This window comes from Sphingopyxis sp., from assembly GCF_035686825.1.
Classification (GTDB): domain Bacteria; phylum Pseudomonadota; class Alphaproteobacteria; order Sphingomonadales; family Sphingomonadaceae; genus Sphingopyxis.
This window is the reverse complement of the sequence record NZ_DASRYZ010000003.1, coordinates 445,883-470,674: the sequence shown is the minus strand read 5'-3', so window position 1 is coordinate 470,674 and position 24,792 is coordinate 445,883. Positions and strand designations below refer to the sequence as shown.

Below are 24,792 nucleotides of genomic sequence, written 5' to 3'. Positions count from 1 at the left end.
CCCGGCTGAATACAGGGAATGAACCGATGTCGCGACACGCGACGATTGCCATTGTCGGCCGACCCAATGTGGGCAAATCGACACTGTTCAACCGGCTCGTCGGCAAGCGCCTCGCGCTCGTCGACGATCAGCCGGGGGTGACGCGCGACCGGCGCGAGGGCGACGCCAAGCTGCTCGGGCTCGAATTCCGGATCGTCGACACCGCGGGGTTCGAGGACCAGGACGCGGCGACACTGCCCGGCCGGATGCGCGTGCAGACCGAAAAGGCGGTGCGCGAGGCCGATGCCGCACTGTTCATGATCGACGGCCGCGCGGGCGTCACCCCGCTCGACGAGGAAATCGCGCGCTGGCTGCGCAGCGAGGACACGCCGATCATCCTCCTCGTCAACAAGGCCGAAGGGAAGCAGGGCGAGAACGGCCTGATGGAATCCTATTCGCTCGGCTTCGACAATCCGATCGCGCTCAGCGCCGAACATGGCGAAGGCGTGGTCGACCTGTTCGACGCGCTCCGCCCGATCGTCGAGGGTCATGATGCCGAGGACGCCGGCGCCCTGCCGCTCGTGGAGGACGACGAGGATGAGGACGCCCCGCTCGGCCCGATGAAGCTCGCGATCGTCGGGCGCCCCAATGCGGGCAAGTCGACGCTGATCAACCGCATGATCGGCGAAGACCGGCTGATCACCGGTCCCGAGGCCGGCATCACCCGCGATTCGATCCGCGTCGACTGGCAATGGGAAAAGGACGGCGAAGTTCACGAGATCCAGCTGTTCGACACCGCCGGCATGCGCAAGCGCGCGAAGGTCGTCGACAAGCTGGAGAAATTGTCGGTCGCCGATGCTTTGCATGCGGTCGATTTCGCCGAGGTCGTCGTGCTGTTGCTCGATGCCACGAAAGGCCTCGAGGCGCAGGATCTGCGCATCGCCGACAAGGTGCTGCAGGAAGGCCGCGCGTTGATCGTCGCGCTCAACAAATGGGATATCGCCGAGGATCCCTCGGCGCTGTTCAACGGCGTCCGCACCGCGCTCGACGACGGGCTCAGCCAGGTCAAGGGCGTCCCGGTGCTCAGCATCTCGGGCGCGACGGGGAAGGGCATCGACACGCTGGTGCGCGTCGCGTTCGAGCAGCGCGAGATCTGGACGAACCGCGTGTCGACCGCGCGACTCAACCGCTGGTTCGAGGGCGCCGTCACCGCGAATCCGCCCCCGGCACCCGGCGGCAAACGCATCAAGCTGCGCTATATCACGCAGGCGCGGACGCGGCCGCCGACCTTCGTGGTCTTCGGCTCGCGCACCGACAGCTTGCCCGGAAGCTATGAACGCTATCTGGTCAACGGCATGCGCAAGGAGCTGGGGTTCCAAGGCGTGCCGGTGCGGCTCAATTTCCGCAACTCGCGCAATCCCTATGACGAGTGATGATGCGTCGCCGGTGACGGTCGACGCGCGCGGGATGCGCTGTCCCTGGCCCGCGCTGCGCCTCGCCCGCGCGATGCGCGACGCGCACGAGGTGCTGCTGATCGCCGACGATCCGCAGGCGGGACGCGAGGTGGCGGCTTTGGCGGACGAACATGGCTGGCTGGTCGAAGGCGATGCGGCTTCGGCCGACGCGGGGCGCTGGCGCGTGCGGCGCGGTTGATCCAAAACGGGGCGGCTTTGGCCGCGAGCGAGCCGTCATTGTAACGTCTTTTTTACCCAAGTTGGGCATGGAACGGCCGGGACCACGGCCGAATATGAACACCAAGGGACTAAGGCATTGGACGAAATTCTGGTCGATTGGGATGAGTTCCGCGCGACGCGGGCCCAGTTGGGCGCCGCTTTCGTACGGATTCTCGGCTATTTTCGCGAGGACGGCACCAAATCGGTGGCCGCGATCGAAGAGGCGATGCGCGCCCGCGACGCGCGGGGTCTCGTCATGCCCGCGCACACGCTGAAGAGCGAAGCGCGCCAGTTCGGCGGCGAGAAGCTCGGCGCGCTGGCCGAGGACATCGAGATGTTCGCGCGGGCCTGCGTCGAAAGCCAGACCAGTCCCGACGAATATCTGCCGCGCGTCGTCGACCTGCGCCGGCTGTTCGAAGAAACGCTGGCCGCGCTCGAGCGCGAAGCCAATCCGCTCGTCCAGCGGCGTCCCTCGGGCTTCGGCCGCGCCGTCAGCAGTTACTGAGCGATCGCGACTTTCTTCATCGGCTGAATGCGCCATCGCGACAGGCTGCGCCACAGCCATTCGAGCGGCCCATAGTGGTAGCGTTCGAGCCACGGCTTCGACCACAGCAGCATCGCGGCCCACATGCCGAAGCAGAAAAGATAGAGCGGCAGGCGGCCGACGCTGCCGAACAGGCCGAGCCCATAGCCATAGAAGATCGTCGTCATGACGATCGAGGTCACGAGATAGTTGGTGAAGGCCATGCGCCCCGTCGCGGCGAGGCGCGCGCGCACGGCGGCGCTGGCGCGGGTCTGGATCAGCAGCATGATCAGCGCCGCCCAGCCGACGGTCATCAGCGTGTCGAACGGGATCGATAGCGCGATCGTCGATCCGAAGATCGCCACCGCGTCATAGCCCGTATTCATCTGGTAAAGAGCAAGGCCCGCCAGCGGCGGAGCCGCGACGAGGAAACAGATCAGCGCCCATTTGCGGTAGCGGGCGGCCTCCCATTCGCCGGTCAGCATGCGCGATTTGAACAGCGCCATGCCGATCAGCATCAGCCCGATCGTTTCCCACGCGAACATGCCGAGGAAGAAGAGCGGGTCGCTTCCCATCTCCCCGGTGCGGTGCGTGACGATGCTCGCATAGCTGCCGAGATGGAGCGCCATTTCCTTCGCATAGGCCGGCGTCGACGGGCCCATGTCGGCGCTCATCTGGGTCAGCGCCTCCTTCATGCTCGCCGCGACCTCGGGCGGCAGCGCGCCCGCCTGCGCCATCGCGAGCGACGCCCAGAAGCTGCCCGGCAAGGCGATGCCGATGAGGAAGAAGGGGATCGACCAGAGCAGCAGCGCCTTCACCGAAAGGTCGCGGAACAGGAAGAGCAGCAGCCCGCACATCGCGTAGAGGAAGAGGATGTCGCCGAACCAGATCAGGTAGAAGTGGAGGAGGCCGAAGATCGCGAGCCAGACCATGCGCGAATAATGCGCACTCGCGGCGCTGCGCCCGGCCGACGCGGCGCTGTCGACGACAAGCAGCGTGCTCGCCCCGAACAGCATCGAGAAAAGCCCGCGCATTTTCGAATCGACGAGCACGAAATTGAAGAACCAGGTCGCAACGTCGGCGCTGTCCGGCGGCCCGCCGGCGGCGGGGTTCGCATAGGCCGGAAAGGGCAGGGCGAAGGCGACGATGTTCATCGCCAATATGCCCATCACCGCAACGCCGCGAATGGCGTCGAGGCTTTCGTAACGCGTCACCGCCGCCTGTCCTTCCATGCCGCTTTCCCCTTCGGCCGAGCGGCGTGGGGTATCGCGGGCGACGAGGAGCGTCGAGCGGTTTCTTGCGCGGGCCGGTGCGCGTTAAAGCATTATTGACATCTGTGTCAGTAATGCTATCTCCGCTGCATCACATGATTCGAGCGAGAACCGCCATGATCCCGACCATCTTCTCCCACCCCGACCGTCAGCCGCAGAAGTTCCGCCCTTTCAAGGCGTTCCAGCACTTCCGTAAGCTGATCAAGGATAAGGAAGATACCGAACAAGTCTTCCACATCTTTGAAAACCTGCCGCGCAAGGGGTTCATGGACGACGCGCGCGCCTTCGTGACAAGCGATTTCGGCCGGAAGCTGATGGAGCGCGAGCCTTATCTGCCCGACCTGCTCGACGATCATGGCTGGATCGACGAATTGCCCGACGGGACGGTCGGCCACGCCTATGTCACCTTCATGCGCCGCGAAGGCCTGTCGGCCGCGGGCCTCGTCGCCGAGAGCGACAAGATGGGCCGCCCGCAATTTGACGATCAGGTGCAATGGTATTCGAACCGGCTGCGCGACACGCACGACCTGTTCCACATCCTCACCGGCTATGGCCGCGACGCGCTCGGCGAACAATGCGTGCTCGGCTTCACCTATGGCCAGACGGGCAATTACGGCAATTTCTTCATCGCCTATGCCGGCGGTTACGAAGTGAAGCGCGGCGTCAAGAGCGACGCCCCGGTGTTCGGCGCGATCCGCCAGGGCCAGCGCCACGGCCAGGCGGCGAAGGCGATCATCGAACAGGACATCCGCGCGTTGCTCGCCGAACCGCTCGAAGCCGCCCGCGCGCGCCTCGGTATCGCCAAGCCGACGCTCTATGAGGAAGCGCACCGTGCGTATCGCAACCGCGGCATCGACCCCTACAACTTCCTCGCGGCGAAGGCCGTCGCCGCCTGAACGTCGCACCCCGCTTCCCGGCAAAAGCCGGGGCGGGGGCAGCGCCTAATATACGCTTTCCGGCCAGACGCGCGGGCTGCGCGGCGTCTCCAGCCGATAATCCGAATAGGATCGGGAAAATATCTCCCGGCCGAGGCGTTCGGCGTCGCCGAGCGGGTTCGCCGGATCGTGGCGCACCTCGCCGCGGCTGTTACCGGCTCCGCGCACCACGCCGACAAAGTCCGAACCGGTGTAGCGGGAAAATTCCTGGATCTGGTGGACGATGCCGAGCGCCACGCCCGGATATGTCTCCTCGGACGCCAGTACCAGGCCGAGGCGTTTGTGCGCCATCGCGGCAAGCGCGTCCTGCGAGCCCGGATAGGAAGCGGCATAATAGCAAAAGCTGCGGTCGAAGAACGCCTTGATCTGGGCGGACACGCCGTACCAATAGATGGGCGAGCAGAAAATCACGCCGCGCGCGGGCAGAAACTCCTCGAAGAACAGCGCGCGATACGGGTCGTCGATGGCGCATTCGCCGTCGGAACGGCGGCATTGGCGGCAATCGCGCAGAAACCCCGAAATATGGTCGTCCAGAAATCGCAGCGTGACATCGCTGCCCGCCGCCTCGGCGCCGCGCCGGACGGCGTCGGCAAGCGTCGCGCTGTTTCCGTTCCGGCGCGGGCTTCCGACAAGAATGAGCAGTTTTTCGGGCATATCGACCGATCCTTTCGCGTTGGATGCGGCATGGCTGCCGCCTCCGGTTGATCGCAAAGGGGGTGGCGTGATACTTTCGATTGATCAACTACCTACTATTTTGTCATATACTCACCTTCATGTAAGAATCGGCGATCATGACGACACGCAATCAACCCTATAATGACGGCCTCGGGCCGGTGTTCGGGATTATCGGCGGGAAGTGGAAGGCCCTGATTCTTTGGGAGCTTCACGATACGCCCGTGCGCTTCGGGGCACTCAAGCGCCGCATCGCCGGGATCAGCGAAAAGATGCTGATCCAGCAATTGCGCGAAATGGAAGCCGATGGCCTTGTCCACCGCGAGATGTTCCATCAGGTCCCGCCGCGCGTCGATTATTCGGTCACCCCGCTGGGGGCGTCGCTCAACGAAGCGCTGACGCCGCTATGCGAATGGGGGAAACATAATCTGCAACCGCCGAGCACCGGCGGTCGGTGAGGTTGGTCAGGCGAGCTTCGCGATCAGCGCCTGCGCGGCGGCCGGGTTGCGGACCTTCGCGCCCGATATGAAGAAGAGATAGACATCGCGGTCGCCCTTGGCCCACTCGCGCGCCTGCTTTGCCCATTTGTCGAGGGCCTTGTCGTCATAGCCGGTTTCGACGTCTTCCTGGCTGCGCTGGAGCCGCGCGTAGGTGAAGTCGGCGGTCTGTTCGTCGATGCACGGGAATTCGTCGCTGTCGGCATAGACGACCGCCATGTTCCGTTCTCGCAGCAGGTCGATGAAGGCCGGATCGCGGAAGCTTTCGTCGCGGACCTCGATCGCGTGACGCAGCTTCAGCCCGTCCTGCGTGTCGGGAAGCAGGTCGAGGAAGCCCGCGAAATCGTCGCGGTCGAACTTCTTCGTCGCCATGAACTGCCAGTGGATCGGGCCGAGCCGGTCGCCGAGCCGCGTCAGCCCCTGCGTCAGAAATTTCTCGATCGACGCCGCGCCCTCGGCCAGCACTTTGCGGTTGGTCGTGAAACGTGACGCCTTGACGCTGAACTTGAAGCCGTCGGGTACCGACGCCGCCCAATTGGCGAAGGTTTCGGGTTTCTGGCTGCCATAATAGGTGCCGTTGATCTCGATGCCTGTCAGGTGCTGCCCGGCATATTCGAGCTCGCGTTTTTGCGGGAGGCCGGCGGGGTAGAAGGGGCCGCGCCACGGTTCGAAGGTCCAGCCGCCGATGCCGATATGGATGCTCATGGGCTTCTCCTCCTCAGCGCCCCAAACCCGTTCGCCCTGAGCTTGTCGAAGCACTGTTCTTCTTTGCAACGGCTAAAGAAAGAACGGCCCTTCGACAAGCTCAGGGCGAACGGGGTTAGAGTGTTCGGCGGGGCTTAGGGACTTACGCCAGCGCCGCGTCGGCTCCCATCAAATTCGGGAAGAAACCCTCATGCGCTTCGCGGAGTTCGGCGAGCGTTACCTGATGGTCGCTGCCTTCCAGTTCGAAGACGATGCGGTCCTTGATCGTGCGGCCGACCGGATCGACCGGCACATCGGCACGGCCCGCGGCGTCGAGGAAGTCGGCGAGGCAGGTGTCGCAGACGGTGACCAGATAGAGCCCCTGATCCTCGCCGAAGAAGCTTTCGGCGACGCCGAACGGCTGTTCTTCGCTGACGAGCACGCCGATGTTCGACTTCAGCGCCATTTCGGCGAGCGTCACTGCCATGCCGCCGTCGGAGACGTCGTGGCAGGCGGTGATCCAGCCCGCGTTGATCGCGCCGCGGATGAAGTCGCCGGTGCGCTTTTCGGCCTTCAAATCGACGGGCGGCGGCGGGCCTTCCTCGCGGCCATGGATTTCGCGCAGCCACACCGACTGGCCGAGATGGCCCGCGCGTTCGCCGACCGCGAGGATGATGTCGCCGGTGCGCTTGAAGCCGATGCCGACGGCTTTGTTCAGATCCTCGATCACGCCGACGCCGCCGATCGCGGGGGTCGGCAGGATCGCGCTGCCGCCGCCGGTAGCCTTCGATTCATTGTAGAGGCTGACGTTGCCCGACACGATCGGATAGTCGAGCGCGCGGCACGCCTGCGCCATGCCGTCGAGACAGCCGGTGATCTGACCCATGATTTCGGGGCGCTGCGGGTTGGCGAAGTTCAGGCAGTTGGTGATCGCCAAGGGCGTGGCCCCGACCGCGCTGATGTTGCGCCAGGTTTCGGCAACCGCCTGCTTGCCGCCCTCGACCGGGTCGGCGTAGCAATAGCGCGGGGTGCAGTCGGTCGACATGGCGAGCGCGCGGTTGGTGCCGTGGATGCGGACGAGCGCGGCGTCGCCGCCGGTCTGCACCGTGTCGGCGCCGACCTGGCTGTCATATTGTTCCCAGATCCAGCGGCGGCTGGCGATGTCGGGGGTGCCCATCAGCGTCCTGAGGTCGGCGGCGACGTCCTTCGTCTCGGGGACGTTCGTCAGCTCGGCCTGCTTCGGGGTCGGAACGTGCGGGCGGTCATAGAGCGGCGCGTCGTCGGCGAGCGGCGCGAGCGGGATGTCGCAGACGATCTCGCCATGGTGTTCGAGCACCATGCGGCCCGTGTCGGTGACGGTGCCGATGACCGCGAAGTCGAGTTCCCATTTGTGGAAGATCGCCTTGGCGAACTCTTCCTTGCCGGGCTTCAGCACCATCAGCATGCGTTCCTGCGATTCGGACAGCATCATTTCGTATGCCGTCATGCCCGTTTCGCGCTGCGGCACGTCGTCCATCTTGAGGTGGAGGCCGACGCCGCCCTTCGACGCCATTTCGACCGACGATGACGTAAGCCCGGCTGCGCCCATGTCCTGAATCGCGACGATCGCGTCCGACGCCATCAGCTCGAGGCATGCCTCGATCAGCAATTTTTCGGTGAAGGGGTCACCGACCTGAACCGTCGGGCGCTTTTCCTCGGCATCCTCGCCGAAGTCCGCACTCGCCATCGTCGCGCCGTGGATGCCGTCGCGGCCGGTCTTCGACCCGACATAGACGATCGGATTGCCGACGCCCGATGCGGCCGAATAGAAGATCTTGTCCTGCTCGGCGACGCCGACGGTCATCGCGTTGACGAGGATATTGCCGTCATAGGCCTTGTGGAAATTGACCTCGCCGCCGACCGTCGGGACGCCGACGCAATTGCCATAGCCGCCGATGCCGTGGACGACGCCCGAGATGAGATGCTTCATCTTCGGATGATCGGGGCGGCCGAAACGCAGCGCGTTGAGGTTCGCGACGGGGCGCGCGCCCATCGTGAAGACGTCGCGGAGGATGCCGCCGACCCCGGTCGCCGCGCCCTGATAGGGTTCGATGTACGAGGGGTGGTTGTGGCTCTCCATCTTGAAGATCGCGGCGAGCTTCTTGCCGTCCGGCCCTTCGCCGATGTCGATGACGCCGGCATTTTCGCCGGGGCCGCAGATCACCCACGGTGCCTCGGTCGGCAGTTTCTTCAAATGGAGGCGCGAGCTTTTATAGCTGCAATGCTCGGACCACATGACCGAGAAGATGCCGAGTTCGACGAGGTTTGGCTCGCGGCCGATCGCATTCAATACGCGATCATATTCCTCGGGAGACAGGCCGTGCTCGGCGACGATTTCGGGGGTGATGGCGGTTGCGGGCTGAGTCATGGCGCGCCTTTAGAGCTTCCCCTTCCGAATTGGAAGCGCCGTGACGGAGTCGATTTTGGCCCAGTGCAAGGCGCGAGGAGGGAGCAATGTTGCTGCATTGTGACCGACGAGTAACGCTGCAATGGGCCAAAATCGGCCCGCCCCTCCGGGGTCGAGCCGGGCCGCCCGCTGGACGGCGTCGCGGCGCTTGCACGGGCTACCAGCCCGCGCGGCGCCCCACTCCTTGCCAGCGAACGGCCCGGCTCGATCACGGCGTTTCCAATTCGGGAGGGGAAGTTCTTGGCACCCGCGCAAAACGAACAGACCCCATGATGCGAAAACATCATGGGGTCTGCGGTCGGAGAGAGGGTTCAGCGCGCGGCGAGGGTGGTCGTCTCGACTTTGAGCGGTTCGACGTCGCGGAGCGAGAAGCTGACCTGCTGCGAGCCGACGGTGCCGCGGACCCGGTGGCTGCCGACGCGGAGCGTGAACGGCTTGCCGGTGCGTTCCTCGACGCCGTGGATCACGCGGGTGTCGCCCACCTTGGTGATCGTGTAGCTGTAGGTCGCGCCTTCATGTTCGAAACGCTTGACCGGTTCGTCCTGAGCGAGCGCGGCGGTCGGCGCCAGCGCGAGCAGGCCGAGGGCAGGGAGAATATAGTTTTTCATGGTGCAAGTCCTTGTCAATGAACAAAACTTGCCTTCGAGCCCCTCTCTTCTTGTGCGGTGCAGCATGGCCGGCGCGGCGGCAGGCTGCAATTGCAAAAAATGGAAACGGGATTGCGCGGGGGCGAATGCCGGGGGACGATCGCCCCATCCCTTCCAAGCCGCCGCAGCCGTGGCAGCGGCAAAGACGATGGAACCGGGCACGGCGCAGGGGCGTAAAACTCGACCGCACTTGACCGGAGGGGGCCGAAGAGGCCAAAGCAGGGCCATGACGGATACCCCCGACAGCGCAGTCGCCGCGGACATCGCCTCGCTCTCTTTCGAAGCCGCGATGGGCGAGCTCGAAACGATTGTGCGGCGGCTCGAAAGCGGCGACGTCAGCCTTGAGGAATCGGTGACGCTCTACGAGCGCGGCCATGCGCTGCGCGGCCATTGCGAAGCGCGGCTCGCCGCGGCGCAGGCGCGGATCGAGCAGGTCAGCCTGGGCGCCGACGGCCGGCCCACGGGAACCACCCCCTTCGGCGAAAGCTGATCTACGATGGCGCTCGCCGACGATCAGCTTTCGCGGGGCACGCAATTGCTGCTGTCGACGCAGGCCGAGGTCGTGGCCGGGATCGACCGGCTGTTCGACCAGTTGCTGCCCGTGCCCGCCGATCCGCGCGGACCGCTCTATGAAGCGATGCGTCACGCGGCGATCGCGGGCGGCAAAAGGCTGCGCCCGCTTCTCGTTCGCGCGGCGGGTGACCTGTTCCACGTCGATCGCGCGCTCAGCTTGCGCGTCGGTGCGGCGGTCGAGGCGATGCACGTCTATTCGCTGATCCACGACGATTTGCCGTGCATGGACGATGACGACCTGCGCCGCGGCAAGCCGACGGTGCACAAAGCGTTCGATGAAGCGACCGCGGTGCTGGCGGGCGATTCGCTCCATGCCCTCGCGTTCGAATGGCTGTGCGACCCGGTAACCAGCGCCGACCCGTTCGTGCGCGCCGAGCTCTGCTGCGAACTCGCGCGCGCTGCCGGTCCGGCGGGAATGGCGGGGGGGCAGATGATGGACCTTGCCGCCGAAACCTCCAATTTCGACCTGCCGACCGTGACGCGGCTCCAGCAATTGAAGACCGGCGCGCTGATCGCCTTCTCGGTCGAGGCGGGCGCGATCCTCGCGCGTATTCCGGCCGAGGGGCGCCGGCCGCTGCGCGGCTATGCCCGCGATATCGGGCTCGCCTTCCAGATCGCCGATGACATCATGGACATCGAGGGCGACGAGGCGCTCGCCGGCAAGGCGCTGCACAAGGACGTGGCGGCGGGCAAGGCGACCTTCGTCACATTGATGGGGATCGAACGCGCGCGCGAACAGGCGGGGCTGCTCGTCGAGCAGGCGATTGCGCATCTCGGCGGCTTCGGCGAAGAGGCGGCGCTGCTGCGCGCGATCGCGCGCTATGTCGTGGAAAGGGACCGTTGATGCGGGTGGGGGTTTATCCGGGCACGTTCGACCCGATCACGCTCGGGCATATGGACATCATCCGGCGCGGGGCGAAGCTGGTCGACCGGCTGGTCATCGGGGTGACGACGAACATCACCAAATCGCCGATGTTCGACGACGACGAACGCATCGCGATGGTGAAGGCCGAGGTCGCGTCGATCGAGGGCGATATCCGCGTCGTCGGCTTCAACTCGCTGCTGATGGACTTTGCGACACGTGAGGGCGCGAGCGTGATCGTGCGCGGGCTGCGCGCGGTGGCCGACTTCGAATATGAATATCAGATGGCGGGGATGAACCAGCAACTCAACGACCGGATCGAGACGGTGTTCCTGATGGCCGACGTCGGTTTGCAGCCGATCGCGTCGCGGCTGGTCAAGGAAATCGCGATCTTCGGCGGCGACATCCATAAATTCGTGACGCCAGCGGTTCGCGATGCGGTCACGACGCGCATCGCCGAACGCGGCCTTCGCCAAGGCGAAGGGTGACACCATCCATTGAGCGTTCAGCTTTTTCCAGCTAGGGCGCGCCGGACGGGGCGCAATTCCGGAATGTTACACAAGGGCCGATCCAGCATGAAATTTTCCTTCCGCCCCATGATTCTCACGGCGATGGTGTTCGGTCTCGCGTCGGCGGCCGTGGCGCAGGACGCGCCGCCCGCGCCCTCGCCGAATCCCGAAACGAGCCAGCCGGCTCCCCCCGTTGATACGCCGCCGCCCGCGCCGGTCGAGGCCCCGCCCGCAGGTGATGCGGCGGAGGACGGAACGCCGGCGGCCGAAGCGCCCGCGGTCCCGGCGATGCCGGCCGAGCAATATATGGGCGTCCCCGAATATATGCTTAACCTCGACCTTTCGACGGGCGGACGCGTGGTGATCCAGCTCTATCCCAATGTCGCGCCGAACCATGTCGAGCGCGTCAAGCAGCTCGCGCGCGCGGGCTTTTACGACGGGATCAAGTTCCACCGCGTGATCGACGGCTTCATGGCGCAGACGGGCGATCCGACCGCGACCGGGCAGGGCGGCTCGCAGCTTCCCGACCTCAAGGCCGAATTCAACCCGACCCCGCATTTGCGCGGCACGCTGTCGATGGCGCGCGCGCAGAGCGAGGACAGCGCGAACAGCCAGTTCTTCATCATGTTCCAGCCGCGCTTCTCGCTCGACCGGCGCTATACCGTGTTCGGCCGCGTCGTGTCGGGGATGCAATATGTCGACGCGATCCATAAGGGCGAGCCGCCCGAAGTGATGTCGCGCATGGTCCAGGTCTCGGTCGCCGCCGACAACAAGCCGGTGCCACCGGCATCGATGCTGACCGAGACGGTGCCCGCACCGGCCGTGGTGCCCACCGTGAGCGTCGACGAGCTCAACGCGCCGATCAGCCAGTAATCCCGGGGAGGCGCGCGAACCCCTATGCGCGTCGACGCCTTCGATTTCGAACTGCCCAATGAGCGCATCGCGCTGCGCCCCGCGCGGCCGCGCGATGCGGCGCGCATGCTCGTCGTCGATGGCGGGGACATTACAGATGCCGGTGCGCGCGATCTGCCGGCGTGGCTACGCTCCGGCGACTGCCTCGTCTTCAACGACACCCGCGTCATTCCCGCCCAACTCGAAGGACGGCGCGGAGACGCGAAAATCGGCGCCACCCTGCACAAGCGCATCGACCTTCGCCGCTGGCAGGCGTTTGTGCGCAACGCCAAGCGGCTGCGCGTCGGCGAGAGCGTCGATTTCGGCGCCGGGGTCGTGGCGGTCGCCGAAGAGCGGCTGGCCGATGGCAGCTTCATCCTCGCCTTCGCCGGCGACGAGCCGGTCGAGCTGCTGCTCGAACGCGCGGGCACGATGCCGCTGCCTCCCTATATCGCGGGCAAGCGCGCGACCGACGCCGACGATCGCAGCGACTATCAGACGATGTTCGCGCGCGAGGATGGTGCGGTCGCGGCGCCGACCGCGGCGCTGCACTTTACGCCCGGACTGTTGGAGGCGCTGGCCGCGGCGGGGATCGCGACCGAGACGCTGACCTTGCACGTCGGCGCGGGCACATTCCTGCCCGTCAAAGCCGACGACACCGAAGACCATGTCATGCACGCCGAATGGGGACGGATCGATGACGACACCGCCGCCCGGCTGAACGCGGTGCGTGCAAATGGGGGGCGCGTGATCGCGGTCGGCACGACCAGCCTGCGCTTGCTCGAAAGCGCCGCCGACGACGACGGCACGATCGCGCCCTTCGCAGGCGACACCGCGATCTTCATCACTCCGGGCTACCGCTTCAAGGCGATCGACGGGCTGATGACCAATTTTCACCTGCCGCGTTCGACCTTGTTCATGCTGGTCAGCGCGCTGATGGGATTGGAGACGATGCAGGCGGCATACGCCCATGCCATCGAAGCCGAATACCGCTTCTACAGCTATGGCGATGCCAGCCTGCTGCTGCCGCGTCAGAGCGACCGGTCGGCATAGATCGCCATCGCCTCCGCGATGAATTCGGGGCAGCCGGGCAACTCCCCGACATCATAGGTGCCGCGGAACTCGGGGTTCTCGACATAATGGCGACCGAGGCCCTTGAACGCCGCGGCGTCGGGGTTCCAGCTGTGCGAGACCCACCGATAGTGGCGGCCGGTCACCACCTGCACTGCGGCGGACGCCGGATCGGCGCCTTCGCGGAACAGGCGCTGGAAGTCGGCGCGGATCACTTCCATTTCGGCCTGGATCGCGGCGACCTGTTCCTTGCTGAACGCGCGCGCCTTTGCCTGTGCTGCCGCGACGGCGTCCTTGCCCCAGAATGCCTCGGCCTCACGCTGCCAGCGCTCGCGCGTCTCGGGTGCGATGCCGGCGTAATAGTCGTTGTCTTCCATATCCTCGTCCTTTTCCAGTGATGCGATCGTGCGATCGATGGTGCGGATGAGGGTGTGGTAGTGGCCGATCCGGTCTTCGAGCGCCGCACGGTGCCGATGCAGCGCCGCGAGCGGGTCGAACGCGGGGTCGTCAAGCACCGCGGCGATCTCCGCGAGCGGCAGGCCGAGCTCGCGATAAAAGAGGATCTGCTGCAGTCGCAGCAACTCCTCCTTGCCATAGTAGCGATAGCCGTTGGCGCCGACATGGCCGGGCTTCAGCAGGCCAATCGCATCATAATGATGCAGCGTCCTGACGCTGATGCCCGCCGCCCTTGCGACCTGCCGAACCGTCCGCATTCACCGTCTCCTCATCGTGGGACGGGTCTATCGGGGATGACGCAGCGTGAGGGTCAAGCCTTTTTGCGCGCGCCTAATATTCGATCGTGATCCGGACCTTGCCGGGCTCTACGCCGGCGAGCATGGCGATTTCTTCGCGGCTCGTCTCGATCAGCGCGTGCAGCCGCTTTGCTCCCCCCGGCGCATCGGCCGAGGCGGGCTCGCCGGCGAGCAGTTCACGTTCGGATAGGCCAAAAACCTCGGCGAGCGCGATCAGGTTGCTGCGCCGCGGCATCGTCTTGCCGCTTTCCCACGCCCAGATGCTTGGCTTGCTGAAACCCGTCCGGTTCGACAGTTCGACGCGGCTGAGACCGCGTTCCTGTCGCAACCGGCGCAGCCGATCGGCCAGCATCTCGTCATTCTCCGCGACGCCGGCGGGATCGACATCCTGCGGGAGCGGATTGCGTAGCTGCGCGGCGCTGAGCGCGGCGCGCGAGAGCGGCCGGTCGAAACGGCAGCCGGCGAGCGCCTCGCTGCGCCACACGATGGTGGCTGTGCAGTCGAGCGCTTCGGGCAGGGTCACCGCGATCCGCTGACCGATGTCGAGGTCGGAGGTGGTTTCGATCAGCATGCCGGTGGCCGACAGATTGTGGATGATGACCGCGGTGCCCTGCCGGCCGCCCAGCGATCCCAAGGTTTCCAGCCGCATGTGCATGCGTGCGGCGCCGCGTGCTCCGGCGTCCTTTTTCTGTTCGATCATAGCGTGAATGGGCATGGGCCAGCCCTATGCGGGGCAATCGGTTGTGGAGTGGTTAAGGCGCGGGGGCGCAGTGCGGAGCCATGCGCCCGGGGATATGGCTCAGCAAGATCGATCCGCCGCCCGCGAGCCGAACCGTGCGCCGATTGCGACCGGTCAACCGCCGTGTTTCCGCAGATTTTCAACGATTTTCGCTTTGTCAGCCCGTCAAAAGTTAACTTATATCGAAAAATAAAGTTAAGATTTTCTAGCGCGTTGTCCCGATTTTGGACGCTGTTGGGTTCGAGGTCGCTGGCGCACGGGTGCAGTTAACCCTCGATAACCGCTAGAATCCAGCATTTCCTTGGAAGTTGAAGGGCATCGGCGTCCGGCGGATTTTCGATCGGCACCATTTTATGGGTGTGAACCGAACTTAATCTCTGTAGTAAGTTTTTCTTAACGGAGGGGGGTGAGTCGGGTCGCGACTCCCCGGGCGTCGGGGGATGCCCAAAGGTCATCCGCAAAGCGGGACCGGAAACCGTTTGGTTTTTTGGGGGGTTGAGTCATGAGGTTCATGCTCTTTGCGCTCGCCGCGGCGGCTGTCGCCGTGCCCGCGAACGCGAAAGAAATCCAGAACGTCCGATCGCTCGACATCGCGGTCAGCGGCGCCATCCGCCAGCATTGCGCGATGGGCAGCGTCCAGGACATGGATTTCGGCAATCTGGAACGCCGTGGTCTCGGTATCGAAACGCGCGTCGCGTTCGATTGCAATGTCCCTTTCACGATGACGATCAAGGGCGCTCGCGGCGGGCTGACCCACACGACGATGCCGAACGGGCAGGGCCCGTACAGCGGCGTTCTCCCCTATAATCTGGCCGTCGAAATGCCGGTGCGATACCCGTCGCGGCAGTTGGTGAGCCGGTCCTTCAACAGTCGTCAGCTTTTGGCCGGCGGCGTCATTTCCAGCAACGGCGGCATCGCCACCGACGGCATGCGTCTGGCGGTCGAACTGGGCGAGCCTTCGGGCGAAGCCGGGCTGCTCGCCGGCGAATATTCGGAGACGATCACGATCACCGTCTCTCCGATTTAGCGAATTCGTCCGCGGGCGACCGCGGACGGTAGCCGGAAGGGCAGGCACCGCTGCTCTCCCGGTCTCCGACCAGACCGGTGCAGGTATTAGGCCGCAATCCGGCAAGTGGGCCGAAGCGGTATAATAGAGGGAAGAAGATTATGAAGAAGATCCTTAGCGGCACCATCGCCGCCATCGCGCTTATCGCGACGCCGGCCGTCGCGCAGACGAACCAGCTTCACTATGCTGGCACGGCGCCGATCCCGTACACGATCACCAACCCGCAGAACGCTCCGTTCCCGCTCAACGTGATCGGCATTGCCGCTGGCCAAGCTGGCGTCGCAGCCGAAGTCGGCACGCGCTACCGCGCCCAGGCCGACGCTCCCGCCGACAGCGAAACGGCGACCCCGACCGTCGACGTCGAATTCGCGCTGAGCGGCACCGTCAACCGTGACTGCTCGTTCTACGCCGGCAACAACTCGAACGCCCGCAACATCGATTTCGGTGTCATCGGCGTTCGCACCGGCGACAATGAAAACGTCAACTCGGCGTTCGAAATGGTCGGCCCGGCCGAAGCCAACATCGACACGCTGACCGCCGGCTGCAACACCAACAATGTCGTCGAAATCAACAAGGACGACATTCGCGGTCTCGTGAACCTGAACCCGGGCGGTTATGACACCGACGAGTTCCAGGCGAACATCCCGTATGAAGTGACCGCTTCGTGGACCGGCGTTGCGCTGAACGCGCAGACCACCGGCACGCCGCAGTCGCTCAACGTTCCGACCACCGGCAACGCCGGCCAGAAGCAGCAGGGCGCATGGCGTTCGCGCATGGACATCGACATTGTCGCTCCGGCCGTGACGAACAAGGGCTTGGTCGCTGGTGACTACACCGGCACGACCACGCTGACGCTTCGCGCTCTCTAAGCGTAGCTGAATAGGGAAAGGGGAAAGAGCGATCTTTCCCCTTTCTTTATGGTTTAATGCGATTATGTCCGCAGATCGGGACAGGGGGATGGGGATCATGACCGCTTTGGCGACGATGAAGCGTCATGCACGCGCGCTGTTGGCCGCGTTTGCGGCGCTGGCATTGATTGTCACCCCGGCGCTGGCGATGCGCGTGTCGCCGATGGTCGTCGAAATGGAATCGCGCGGCACCAACGCGGTGGCGCGGATCGAGGTCCAGAACATCAATCCCGGCAATCTGGCGTTCCAGACGCGCGTTTTCCGAATGGAAATCGACAAGGACGGGAATATCGTCGAAACGCCCGCCGACCAGGATTTCCTCGTTTTCCCGCCGCAGGGCGTGCTGCCGGCCGGCGGTCGTCAGGTCGTCCGCCTGCAATGGGTGGGTGGCGCCGAACTCGCGTCGTCGCAGGCCTATTATGTTTCGGTCGAGCAATTGCCGGTCGCCTTCGAACCCGGCGCCGCCGACGCGATCGGGGCACAGGTGCAAGTGCTCTACAACATGCGCGCGCTGGTGGTCGTGGCACCTCCCGGCGCGAAACCCGACGTGAAGGCGACCACGGTCAAGCAGGTGATGTATCAGCCGCCCGCGCCGCCGGGATCGAAGGAATTGCCGCCGATGCAGGACGGGGTGGAAATCACCCTGCGCAACGACGGCCGCCGTCACGCGATGATGTCGAATTTCGGCTGGCAGCTGGAAGGCACGGGCACCGACGGCAAATGGCTGCGCGTCGATATCTCGCCCGAGGAACTCAATCAGGCGGTCGGTACCGGTTATGTGCCCGCCCAGGGTGAACGGGTCTTTCGCGTGCCGGTTCCCGGCTTTGGCCCCGGCCCGATCAAGCTTTCGTTCAAACAGTGAAAGCCGGATTCGCCCTGTGCTCGGTCGCGCTGTCAGCGCTGTGCGCAAGCACCGCCGCTGCGCAGGTGTCGATTCCGTTGCCGCAGGGTCCGCGATCTTCACCGCCCGCGCAAGACCCCGGCGCACCAACGACCATTCCGTTGCCGGGCACCCAGATTCCGCCGATCCCCGCACCCACGCCCGTGATGCCGCAGCTTCCGATCGGACCTCATGGTCGGCCGGACATCAATCCGTACGACCGCGACATCGAAATGACGGTGCCGCTGACATTTCAGAGCAGCAGCCTGGGCGATATCCCGATGCTGCTCACCGCGGACGACCGCTTTCTGCTCGAATCGGCGACCTTTCTGCGCTTGATGCAGCCGGTGCTGAACGAAGAGGCGCATGCGGAACTGTCGTCGCACCTCGTGTCGCTGCCCAATTTCGGTCCCGATGATCTCGGCAAGACCGGGGTTCAGCTGACATACGACCCCAGCACGCTGGCGGTCGTCGTGGTCGAGGTGTCGGCCGAACAGCGCGCCATCAAGGACATTTTCGCGCCGCCGCGCGAAGACGCAAACGATGTGTCGTTGCAGCCCGCAGGGTTTTCGGCATTCCTTAACCTCAGCGCGATCCAGAGCTATTTGTGGGAGGGTGGTCAGGCCGATCCGCCCACGATCAACTTCGACGGCGCCGTGCGGCTCGGCCGGTTCGTTTTCGAGGGCGACGCCCAGCTGGGGCAACAGTTCGGCGTGACCGGGGACAGCTACAAATTCACGCGCAACTATGCGCGCCTCGTTTACGACGAACCGGAGGATTTCCGGCGCTGGTATCTCGGCGATCTCGATCCCGAAATTCGCGGCCAGCAATCCTTCGTCGAAATGGGCGGCATCGGCGTGCTGCGCCAGCGCCGCCGTTTCAACAGTTTCCGCTCGGCGATCCTTCAGGCCAATCGCCAGCTCATCCTGCAACGCGAATCGACCGTCCGCTTCTTGCGCAACGGGTCGCTCTATCGCGAGGTCCGGCTGCAGCCCGGCCGTTACGATTTCAGTTCGCTGCCGCTGATCGCGGGCAGCAACGACGTCGATATTCAGGTCACCGACAACAGCGGCGCGGTTCAAAACCTTTCGTATCAGCAATATCTCGACCCGATCGATCTCGATCCCGGCGATTATGAATATGGCGCCTTTTTCGGTCCGACCAGCCGGACCTTCGGCGGCGCGCCCGACTATCGCGGCCCGGTCGCTTTCTCCGGCTTCTTTCGCAAGGCCTTTTTCAACCGTCCCGCGATCGGGGTCGGCCTTCAGGCGAGCAAGGATGTTCAGACGCTGACGGGACAGACCCAGTTCGTCCTTCCCAACGGCGGCCGCCTGCTGCTCGATGCCGGCGGCAGCCATTCGAAAACCGCGGGCGAGGGTTTCGCCGGCGGGGTCAGCTATGAACATTTCATCGATCGCGAAGGGCTGTCCGACAGCTTCACGCTGCGCGCCGATTATTTGTCGCCCCGCTTTGCCAACCTGGGCAATATCGACGGGATCAACACCACTTCGGCAACGGTGACGGGACAATATTCGCGGCAGCTTTCCATGCGCCTGACCGCGACGGCATCGGCTTCCTATCTCAAGGGGCGCGGCGACGTCGGCGATAGCTATCGCGTCGGCGCGACGGGCTTTTATCGCCTCGACCGGCGCTGGACTCTCCGCGCCGGAGTCGATTACGCCAAATTCCCGTCGGCCTTCTCGCGCGGCAACGGGGTCAGCTTCAATATCGGCATCGTGTTCCAGCCCGACTATCGCCGCCGCGCCGAGGCTCGATATGAGAGCCGCGACAATCTGAGTGAGATTTCGTACAATCAGAGCGGCCTCAATCAGCTTAACAGCGTCGGCTTCGGCGGGGTCGTCACGCGCGACGACAACAGCGCGCGCGCGCTGGGCTATGCGACCTATTCAGCCAATCGCTTCGATGCGTCGATCAGCCACGCGACATTCGGACCCAGCTTGTCGGACGTCGCCGACCTCAACGTCACGACGGTGCGGGTCGGCACCTCGCTGGCCTTTGCCGACGGAAGCTTCGGCATCGGGCGGCGGATCAACGACAGCTTCATGTTGTTGTCGCCGCACAAGAACCTCGGCAAGCGCAGCGTGGTCGCCGGCCAGTCGCTCGCCGAGAATAATTATATCAGCAAGAGCGGGGCGCTCGGCGCAGCGGTCAACAACTTCCTCGGCTCCTACGCCACCCAGTCGGTGCAATATGACGTCGAAGACCCGCCGACGGGCTATGACACCGGTCCGGGCGTGTTCCGCGTCCATCCGCCGTACAAGAGCGGCTATACTGCGCGCATCGGCACCGATGCGTTCGCCAGCGCGATGGGTACGTTGATTCTGGCGCCGGACAAGCCCGTGTCGCTGATCGGCGGTCGCGTTACCTTGCTCGATGTGCAGTCAACCGAGACGCCGAAGCCGATTCCCTTCTTCACCAATTCGATCGGGCGCTTCGCGATCACCAACCTGCTGCCGGGACGGCGCTATCTGGTGGAAACCTACGGTCCCAATGGTACAATCGACCGGAGCTTCGAATTCACGGTGCCGGCGGACACCGATGGTCTGTTGAACCTCGGTACGGTTCGCCCCGGTACGAAAAATTAGGAGGCATTATGCTGCGCCCAACCCTGTTCCTCGCTGCGGCGGCGATGGCGATGCCGCTTTATGCGCAGGCGCCGACGCCGGGCGCCGCTATTCCCGGTGCCGAATGTCTCGTCCGGATCAATGCGACACCGCAAAGCTGGCTGATCCAGGGGTACGACCCGTTTGACGGAGCCATTCCCGAGGGCACGTTCGGTGTCACCTTCGTAAACGAGGGTACGGGCGAGTGCCGTTTCACGCCGACGTTCGAGCTGGTCCAGCCGCCGTTCGGCCTGTCAAAGGGCAGCGGAAAGCGGATCGGCTACGCGCTACTCAACCTGACCGACACGCAGGATGTGACGCCGCGTGCCGGGCGGACGCAACGCAATCCGTCGCAGCGGATGCTGACGCTGGGAGCGAACGGGTCGCGCACCTTGTTGTACAAGCTTGTCGCCGACGCCGACGATGTGAAGGATTCAGGTGTTTTCACCCAGGATGTGACGATCGAGGCGCAGGACGGCAGCTTCCGTTCGCTCGGTGGCACCCAGCTTGTCCTCGGCATCAATGTCCTGCCCTCGGCGCGGATTGGCCTTGCGGGCGCTTACACGATGAACGACGGGCATGCGGTGGTCGACCTCGGCGAACTGCGGCCGGGTGTCGCGCCGGTGCCGCTCCAGCTTCGCGTCGCCAGTACCGGTTCCTACGATCTCAACGTCACCTCGGCCAATTCGGGCCGCTTGCGGCTCGGCTCGAGCGATTGGTACGTGCCGTACAGCCTTGCGATCGGCAGCAATTCGGTCAATCTGACGGGCGTGCGCACGATATCCGGGCAGACGAATGGCGGGCTGCGCCGCGAAGCGCTGCCGATCCAGTTCCTGATCGGCGACACGTCCGATCGCCGCGCCGGTGTGTATAGCGACGTCGTCTCGATCTCGGTGACCGCGCGCTGACGCAGCCTGCTTCGCCCGTCCTCCATTGTCAATTTTCTGACGCCCCTTAACTGAATGTTAGATTCGCGAGCCTAGATAATCATCCAAAGCTTCGGCCTACTGGCGGAAAGGTTACGGATGATCAGGAAATTCTCGCTCGGCCTTGCGAGTGTCGTGCTCGTTGCGGCACCGACGACCGCCATGGCGGCATCGTACGGTTTCAATCTCCGCCTGACGGTCGCGGTGCAGTGCAACGTGCAGCATCGGGCGACCGGTTTCGGTATCGTCAGCGGCGACGCCGTGTCGCTCGGAACCTTCCGCGAATATTGCAACGCGCCGGCGGGTTACAATCTGGTGATCAACTATGAGCCGGGTTCGCTGGAAGGCGCGCGGATCATCGCGGGGAACGACGAGATCATTCTCAACGGTTCGGGCCAGGCGGTGCTCAGCCGCGCGACCGGACCGCGAGTCAGGGAGCGGCCGATCGCGGCAGTGCCCGGCGAACAGGGTTTCGACACCGATCGTTTCGAATTGCGGATCATTCCGACCTGACGCCGGCCATCTCCTGACGTATCGAAGTCGGGGAGAGCTCTGCCGCCGCGTGGCGGGGCGACTATATCTCGATGGTCAGCTTGATATTGTCGGGAGCGACGCCAGCCGCCTTCGCAATCCGCTCTTTCGCGCGGGCGACAAGATCGCGCAGGTTTTCGGTCTCCTCCAGCCCGAGAAGCTCGTGAATTTCGACGCCGAGCATATCTGCCAATGCTTCGACCCGACCGGCCTTGGGCCGGGCCTTGTCGAGCTCCCAAGCCGAGATCGACGGTTCGCTGACGCCCAGACGCACGGCAAGCTGTCCCTGCGTCAGACCTTGCGCGGTTCGCAGTCGCTGCAGGCGAGCTCCGAAACTTTCGGCGGAGGATGACGGCCGGTTTTGGGCCGCATCGGGCTCGGCTTCGACCACCACGCTGCGAAGCTGCGCGGCGCTGAGCGTCGCGGGCGAGATCGGCATTTCGAACTGGCACCCGGCAAGCCGGCCGCTGGTCCAGATGACCTTCGTCGCCGTTTTTCCGCTGTGCGGCAGGTTGATCTCGATCACCTCGCCGATTTCCAGCGGCGCGGTGCTTTCGACGAGCATTCCCGTCGCCGAAATATTATGGACCAGCGCCTCGATTTCGGCGCCCGCCGCTTTCGACCCGTGCAGCGGCAGCCGCAGTTGCCGTCGCGACGCGCGGCCCTTGCCCGCCGATCGCGGAACATCGTTCAGATATACGGTCATCGCCATGTGGCAATCCATCGCGATGCCAAGATTAAGATTTGACTTCGCGGGAAGGTTAACGGGACAGGACGAACGAAAGTCACGAACGCGCGGGAGGGGTACGATCGCCTTCAAATCCCGTCGATGTTTCGCTTTGGGGCAAAGCCTTGGATATTTACTCTATCGCAATCTCTTGCCGCGCATAGCGGCTGGGCAATGGGGATCAGATAAAGAGTTTGTTGGATGGACGTGCCATCGCGGATCGATTCCGGCGACCGGGGAAAGGGGGATACCGACGAAGCCCAGCGCGGTTTTTTCGGTAAGATCGGTTCCCGCATCGGCAAACAGCGCGGCGAGGCCGCGGCGAATCTGCACACGCACGACGCACTGTTGCTGCTCCGCAATTACGAAGAAAGCGGCCAGGGCTGGTTCTGGTCGACCGATGCCCAGGGGCGGCTGACCTATATCACCGATGCGGTGGCCCGGTTGATGGGGCGAACCGGCGGCGCGCTGCTCGGCACCGCTTTGACCGACCTGTTTCTTCCCGTCGACAGCCAGGGCGAACGCCAGCGCACCTTGCCCTTCCTGCTGACCAAGCAGTCGAAATTCCACGAACTGCCACTGCGCAGCGCGTTCGAAGGCGATGATCGCTGGTGGGCGATCTCGGGCCGGCCGCAGTTCGACGGTTCGGGCAAATTCACCGGTTACCGGGGGAGCGGCACCGACATCACCGAACAGCGCCGCTCCGCCGAGGACGCGTCGCGGCTCGCACTCTATGACTCGCTGACCGGTCTCGCCAACCGCTTCAACATCTCGAAAAAGCTTGACGCGACGCTCGCGGCCTTCGCGCAGCAACAACGCTCGTGCGCGATCATGCTGATCGACCTCGACCGGTTCAAGCAGGTCAACGACACGCTCGGCCATCCGGCGGGCGATGCGCTGCTGAAACAAGTCGCCCAGCGCCTGCTCAAGATCGTCGGCGACCGCGAAATGGTCAGCCGTCTTGGCGGCGACGAATTCCAGATCATCCTTCCCGACATCGAGGATCGCGGCAAATTGGGCGAGATGGCGACCGACATCATCGCCAGCCTGTCGCAGCCCTATTCGGTCGAGGGCAGCCGCTGCATCATCGGCGCGTCGGTCGGCGTCGCGATCGCGCCCTTCGACGGACAGGGCAGCGACGACCTCGTTCGCAACGCCGATCTGGCGCTTTATGCGGCAAAGGGTAACGGGCGCGGCCGCTTTGCTTTCTATTCGAGCGACTTGCATCAGGCGGCCGAGGACCGGCGCGTGCTCGAAGAGGATTTGCGCGACGCGCTGTCGCGCGGCGAGATTACGCTTTGCTATCAGCCCGTCGTCAACGCCAAGTCGAACATGGTGACGGGGGTCGAGGCGCTGATCCGCTGGACCCACCGCGACCGCGGCGTGATCTCGCCGGCGCTGTTCATTCCGATCGCCGAGGAAACCAACCTGATCTGGAAGCTCGGCGAATGGGTGCTCCGCCGGGCGTGCGAGGATGCGGCGAGCTGGCCGGGCGACATGCGCGTCGCGGTCAACGTCTCGCCGATCCAGTTTGCGAACGCCGACCTGCCGAAGGTCATCGCAAAGGCGATCGAGGCGTCGGGCCTTGCGCCCGACCGGCTGGAGCTGGAGATCACCGAAAGCGTGTTCCTGGGCGACACCGCCGAAACCAACCAGATGTTCAAGGCGCTGAAAGATCTCGGCGTCCGCCTTGCGCTCGACGACTTCGGCACCGGATATTCGTCGCTCGGCTATCTGCAATCGGCGCCATTCGACAAGATCAAGATCGACCAGAGCTTCGTTCGCGACGCGACCGTGCCCGGTTCGCGCAACGGCGCGATCATCGCCGCGATCGTCGCGCTGGCCGAGGCGCTTGAGATGGAAACGACCGCCGAGGGCATCGAATCGCTCGACCAACTCGACCTGATCCGCAAGCTCCACGTCAGCCACGTCCAGGGCTATGTTTATAGCAAGCCCGTGCCGCAGGCAGAGCTGATGGAGCATGCCGAAGCGGGATCGTGGACGATCAAGCCGTCGGGCCCCGCGCGCCAGCGCAACGACCGTTTCTCGCTGTTCCGCAAGGTCGGCGCGATCCACGACAATCACCGCTACGCCGTCGTCATCCGCAACCTGTCGACGACCGGCGCCTTTATCGAGGGCATATTGGACGTGCCCGTCGGCACGCGCTTCGTGATCGATTTCGGCGAGGGGCAGCTCGTCACCGCGACCGTGCGCCGCTCGGCGAAGCACCAGCAGGGCATCGAGTTCGAACAGACGATGGTCAGCGACGGCAATGGCGGGCTGTGCACGCGCCACCGCGTGTCGCCCTATCTGATCGCCGCGGCGGCGCAGCAGACGAGCGCGCTGGCGCTGCCGACCTTCACGACCACCAACGACTGGAAAGCGGCCTGACGCCGGAACTCGTCG

Annotated in this window: 25 protein-coding genes; 17 read left to right on the top strand and 8 right to left on the bottom strand. The window is 64.6% G+C overall.

The window, feature by feature from the left end:
* Positions 1-26: 26 nt before the first annotated feature.
* From der to VFG17_RS06805, 3 genes are all read left to right on the top strand, one after another.
* The gene (gene der, locus VFG17_RS06815) at positions 27-1,412 is read left to right on the top strand and encodes a ribosome biogenesis GTPase Der (RefSeq protein ID WP_325028696.1); all 1,386 of its coding nucleotides are present in this window, start codon (positions 27-29) and stop codon (positions 1,410-1,412) included.
* Positions 1,402-1,632 carry a sulfurtransferase TusA family protein gene (locus tag VFG17_RS06810; protein ID WP_325028695.1) on the top strand — a complete coding sequence of 77 codons (231 nt, stop codon included), beginning with the start codon at positions 1,402-1,404 and terminating at the stop codon, positions 1,630-1,632. Before der ends, VFG17_RS06810 begins: the two co-directional genes overlap by 11 nt.
* A gap of 117 nt (positions 1,633-1,749) precedes the next feature.
* Positions 1,750-2,157: an Hpt domain-containing protein gene (locus VFG17_RS06805; RefSeq protein ID WP_325028694.1), complete on the top strand. Its 408-nt coding sequence runs from the start codon at positions 1,750-1,752 to the stop codon at positions 2,155-2,157.
* On the opposite strand, the gene VFG17_RS06800 is transcribed toward VFG17_RS06805, so the two are convergent.
* On the bottom strand, positions 2,151-3,407 hold the full coding sequence (locus VFG17_RS06800) for a DUF418 domain-containing protein (RefSeq protein WP_325028693.1): 1,257 nt from the start codon (positions 3,405-3,407) through the stop codon (positions 2,151-2,153). The genes VFG17_RS06805 and VFG17_RS06800 overlap by 7 nt on opposite strands.
* A 155-nt stretch (positions 3,408-3,562) precedes the next feature.
* Here VFG17_RS06800 and VFG17_RS06795 point away from each other — a divergent pair, with 155 nt between their 5' ends.
* On the top strand, positions 3,563-4,342 hold the full coding sequence (locus tag VFG17_RS06795) for a Coq4 family protein (protein ID WP_325028692.1): 780 nt from the start codon (positions 3,563-3,565) through the stop codon (positions 4,340-4,342).
* Between the two features lie 45 nt (positions 4,343-4,387).
* On the opposite strand, the gene VFG17_RS06790 is transcribed toward VFG17_RS06795, so the two are convergent.
* Positions 4,388-5,035: a flavodoxin family protein gene (locus VFG17_RS06790; protein WP_325028691.1), complete on the bottom strand. Its 648-nt coding sequence runs from the start codon at positions 5,033-5,035 to the stop codon at positions 4,388-4,390.
* Positions 5,036-5,172: 137 nt separating this feature from the next.
* Between VFG17_RS06790 and VFG17_RS06785 the strand changes: the two genes are divergently transcribed.
* The gene (locus VFG17_RS06785; protein WP_325028690.1) at positions 5,173-5,511 is read left to right on the top strand and encodes a helix-turn-helix domain-containing protein; all 339 of its coding nucleotides are present in this window, start codon (positions 5,173-5,175) and stop codon (positions 5,509-5,511) included.
* Between the two features lie 6 nt (positions 5,512-5,517).
* On the opposite strand, the gene VFG17_RS06780 is transcribed toward VFG17_RS06785, so the two are convergent.
* The 3 genes from VFG17_RS06780 to VFG17_RS06770 form a co-directional block, all read right to left on the bottom strand.
* Entirely contained in the window at positions 5,518-6,255 is a 738-nt protein-coding gene (locus VFG17_RS06780; protein WP_325028689.1) for a DUF72 domain-containing protein, read from the bottom strand.
* 142 nt (positions 6,256-6,397) lie between these two features.
* Positions 6,398-8,641 (bottom strand): phosphoribosylformylglycinamidine synthase subunit PurL, encoded by a 2,244-nt coding sequence (gene purL, locus VFG17_RS06775; RefSeq protein ID WP_325028688.1) that lies wholly within the window; start codon positions 8,639-8,641, stop codon positions 6,398-6,400.
* A gap of 350 nt (positions 8,642-8,991) precedes the next feature.
* Entirely contained in the window at positions 8,992-9,288 is a 297-nt protein-coding gene (locus VFG17_RS06770) for a hypothetical protein (RefSeq protein WP_325028687.1), read from the bottom strand.
* Positions 9,289-9,553: 265 nt separating this feature from the next.
* Between VFG17_RS06770 and VFG17_RS06765 the strand changes: the two genes are divergently transcribed.
* The 5 genes from VFG17_RS06765 (at position 9,554) to queA (ending at position 13,215) form a co-directional block, all read left to right on the top strand.
* Positions 9,554-9,817, top strand: coding sequence for an exodeoxyribonuclease VII small subunit (locus tag VFG17_RS06765; RefSeq protein ID WP_325028686.1), 264 nt, complete (start codon positions 9,554-9,556; stop codon positions 9,815-9,817).
* Positions 9,818-9,823: 6 nt separating this feature from the next.
* Positions 9,824-10,744, top strand: coding sequence for a farnesyl diphosphate synthase (locus VFG17_RS06760; protein WP_325028685.1), 921 nt, complete (start codon positions 9,824-9,826; stop codon positions 10,742-10,744).
* On the top strand, positions 10,744-11,250 hold the full coding sequence (coaD, locus tag VFG17_RS06755) for a pantetheine-phosphate adenylyltransferase (protein ID WP_325028684.1): 507 nt from the start codon (positions 10,744-10,746) through the stop codon (positions 11,248-11,250). The genes VFG17_RS06760 and coaD overlap by 1 nt, the downstream gene beginning before the upstream one ends.
* 87 nt (positions 11,251-11,337) lie before the next feature.
* Positions 11,338-12,144 carry a peptidylprolyl isomerase gene (locus VFG17_RS06750; RefSeq protein WP_325028683.1) on the top strand — a complete coding sequence of 269 codons (807 nt, stop codon included), beginning with the start codon at positions 11,338-11,340 and terminating at the stop codon, positions 12,142-12,144.
* A 24-nt stretch (positions 12,145-12,168) separates the two neighbouring features.
* Complete coding sequence (gene queA, locus VFG17_RS06745) at positions 12,169-13,215, top strand: tRNA preQ1(34) S-adenosylmethionine ribosyltransferase-isomerase QueA (RefSeq protein WP_325028682.1); 1,047 nt, start codon at positions 12,169-12,171, stop codon at positions 13,213-13,215.
* On the opposite strand, the gene VFG17_RS06740 is transcribed toward queA, so the two are convergent.
* Both VFG17_RS06740 and VFG17_RS06735 read right to left on the bottom strand, forming a co-directional pair.
* Complete coding sequence (locus VFG17_RS06740) at positions 13,194-13,946, bottom strand: MerR family transcriptional regulator (protein ID WP_325028681.1); 753 nt, start codon at positions 13,944-13,946, stop codon at positions 13,194-13,196. The genes queA and VFG17_RS06740 overlap by 22 nt on opposite strands.
* Before the next feature lie 73 nt (positions 13,947-14,019).
* Entirely contained in the window at positions 14,020-14,700 is a 681-nt protein-coding gene (locus tag VFG17_RS06735; RefSeq protein ID WP_325028680.1) for a helix-turn-helix domain-containing protein, read from the bottom strand.
* A 526-nt stretch (positions 14,701-15,226) separates the two neighbouring features.
* Between VFG17_RS06735 and VFG17_RS06730 the strand changes: the two genes are divergently transcribed.
* The 6 genes from VFG17_RS06730 to VFG17_RS06705 all read left to right on the top strand — a co-directional run bounded on the left by VFG17_RS06730 (position 15,227) and on the right by VFG17_RS06705 (position 21,641).
* The gene (locus VFG17_RS06730; protein ID WP_325028679.1) at positions 15,227-15,751 is read left to right on the top strand and encodes a hypothetical protein; all 525 of its coding nucleotides are present in this window, start codon (positions 15,227-15,229) and stop codon (positions 15,749-15,751) included.
* A 140-nt stretch (positions 15,752-15,891) separates the two neighbouring features.
* Positions 15,892-16,659, top strand: a complete 768-nt coding sequence (locus VFG17_RS06725) for a hypothetical protein (protein WP_325028678.1) — start codon at positions 15,892-15,894, stop codon at positions 16,657-16,659.
* Between the two features lie 97 nt (positions 16,660-16,756).
* On the top strand, positions 16,757-17,560 hold the full coding sequence (locus VFG17_RS06720; RefSeq protein WP_325028677.1) for a fimbrial biogenesis chaperone: 804 nt from the start codon (positions 16,757-16,759) through the stop codon (positions 17,558-17,560).
* A gap of 140 nt (positions 17,561-17,700) precedes the next feature.
* Positions 17,701-20,184: a hypothetical protein gene (locus tag VFG17_RS06715; RefSeq protein ID WP_325028676.1), complete on the top strand. Its 2,484-nt coding sequence runs from the start codon at positions 17,701-17,703 to the stop codon at positions 20,182-20,184.
* A gap of 8 nt (positions 20,185-20,192) precedes the next feature.
* Positions 20,193-21,110 (top strand): hypothetical protein, encoded by a 918-nt coding sequence (locus VFG17_RS06710; protein WP_325028675.1) that lies wholly within the window; start codon positions 20,193-20,195, stop codon positions 21,108-21,110.
* A 117-nt stretch (positions 21,111-21,227) separates the two neighbouring features.
* Positions 21,228-21,641, top strand: coding sequence for a hypothetical protein (locus VFG17_RS06705; RefSeq protein ID WP_325028674.1), 414 nt, complete (start codon positions 21,228-21,230; stop codon positions 21,639-21,641).
* Positions 21,642-21,702: 61 nt separating this feature from the next.
* Here VFG17_RS06705 and VFG17_RS06700 read toward each other — a convergent pair whose 3' ends face one another.
* Positions 21,703-22,371, bottom strand: a complete 669-nt coding sequence (locus VFG17_RS06700) for a helix-turn-helix domain-containing protein (protein WP_325028673.1) — start codon at positions 22,369-22,371, stop codon at positions 21,703-21,705.
* A gap of 216 nt (positions 22,372-22,587) precedes the next feature.
* On the opposite strand from VFG17_RS06700, the gene VFG17_RS06695 reads away from it, so the two are divergent.
* Positions 22,588-24,777 (top strand): EAL domain-containing protein, encoded by a 2,190-nt coding sequence (locus VFG17_RS06695; RefSeq protein ID WP_325028672.1) that lies wholly within the window; start codon positions 22,588-22,590, stop codon positions 24,775-24,777.
* The last annotated feature ends 15 nt before the right edge of the window (positions 24,778-24,792 follow it).

Bases quoted from the DNA above. Each gene is read 5' to 3' on its own strand.
- VFG17_RS06760 (WP_325028685.1), top strand. From the start codon at position 9,824: ATGGCGCTCGCCGACGATCAGCTTTCGCGGGGCACGCAATTGCTGCTG.
- VFG17_RS06795 (WP_325028692.1), top strand. From the start codon at position 3,563: ATGATCCCGACCATCTTCTCCCACCCCGACCGTCAGCCGCAGAAGTTC.
- VFG17_RS06705 (WP_325028674.1), top strand. From the start codon at position 21,228: ATGATCAGGAAATTCTCGCTCGGCCTTGCGAGTGTCGTGCTCGTTGCG.
- VFG17_RS06700 (WP_325028673.1), bottom strand. From the start codon at position 22,371: ATGGCGATGACCGTATATCTGAACGATGTTCCGCGATCGGCGGGCAAG.
- VFG17_RS06695 (WP_325028672.1), top strand. From the start codon at position 22,588: ATGGACGTGCCATCGCGGATCGATTCCGGCGACCGGGGAAAGGGGGAT.
- VFG17_RS06780 (WP_325028689.1), bottom strand. From the start codon at position 6,255: ATGAGCATCCATATCGGCATCGGCGGCTGGACCTTCGAACCGTGGCGC.
- purL (WP_325028688.1), bottom strand. From the start codon at position 8,641: ATGACTCAGCCCGCAACCGCCATCACCCCCGAAATCGTCGCCGAGCAC.
- VFG17_RS06710 (WP_325028675.1), top strand. From the start codon at position 20,193: ATGCTGCGCCCAACCCTGTTCCTCGCTGCGGCGGCGATGGCGATGCCG.
- VFG17_RS06725 (WP_325028678.1), top strand. From the start codon at position 15,892: ATGAAGAAGATCCTTAGCGGCACCATCGCCGCCATCGCGCTTATCGCG.
- VFG17_RS06720 (WP_325028677.1), top strand. From the start codon at position 16,757: ATGACCGCTTTGGCGACGATGAAGCGTCATGCACGCGCGCTGTTGGCC.
- VFG17_RS06765 (WP_325028686.1), top strand. From the start codon at position 9,554: ATGACGGATACCCCCGACAGCGCAGTCGCCGCGGACATCGCCTCGCTC.
- coaD (WP_325028684.1), top strand. From the start codon at position 10,744: ATGCGGGTGGGGGTTTATCCGGGCACGTTCGACCCGATCACGCTCGGG.
- der (WP_325028696.1), top strand. From the start codon at position 27: ATGTCGCGACACGCGACGATTGCCATTGTCGGCCGACCCAATGTGGGC.
- VFG17_RS06735 (WP_325028680.1), bottom strand. From the start codon at position 14,700: ATGCCCATTCACGCTATGATCGAACAGAAAAAGGACGCCGGAGCACGC.
- VFG17_RS06770 (WP_325028687.1), bottom strand. From the start codon at position 9,288: ATGAAAAACTATATTCTCCCTGCCCTCGGCCTGCTCGCGCTGGCGCCG.
- VFG17_RS06785 (WP_325028690.1), top strand. From the start codon at position 5,173: ATGACGACACGCAATCAACCCTATAATGACGGCCTCGGGCCGGTGTTC.
- VFG17_RS06790 (WP_325028691.1), bottom strand. From the start codon at position 5,035: ATGCCCGAAAAACTGCTCATTCTTGTCGGAAGCCCGCGCCGGAACGGA.
- VFG17_RS06740 (WP_325028681.1), bottom strand. From the start codon at position 13,946: ATGCGGACGGTTCGGCAGGTCGCAAGGGCGGCGGGCATCAGCGTCAGG.
- VFG17_RS06750 (WP_325028683.1), top strand. From the start codon at position 11,338: ATGAAATTTTCCTTCCGCCCCATGATTCTCACGGCGATGGTGTTCGGT.
- VFG17_RS06800 (WP_325028693.1), bottom strand. From the start codon at position 3,407: ATGGAAGGACAGGCGGCGGTGACGCGTTACGAAAGCCTCGACGCCATT.
- VFG17_RS06810 (WP_325028695.1), top strand. From the start codon at position 1,402: ATGACGAGTGATGATGCGTCGCCGGTGACGGTCGACGCGCGCGGGATG.
- queA (WP_325028682.1), top strand. From the start codon at position 12,169: ATGCGCGTCGACGCCTTCGATTTCGAACTGCCCAATGAGCGCATCGCG.
- VFG17_RS06730 (WP_325028679.1), top strand. From the start codon at position 15,227: ATGAGGTTCATGCTCTTTGCGCTCGCCGCGGCGGCTGTCGCCGTGCCC.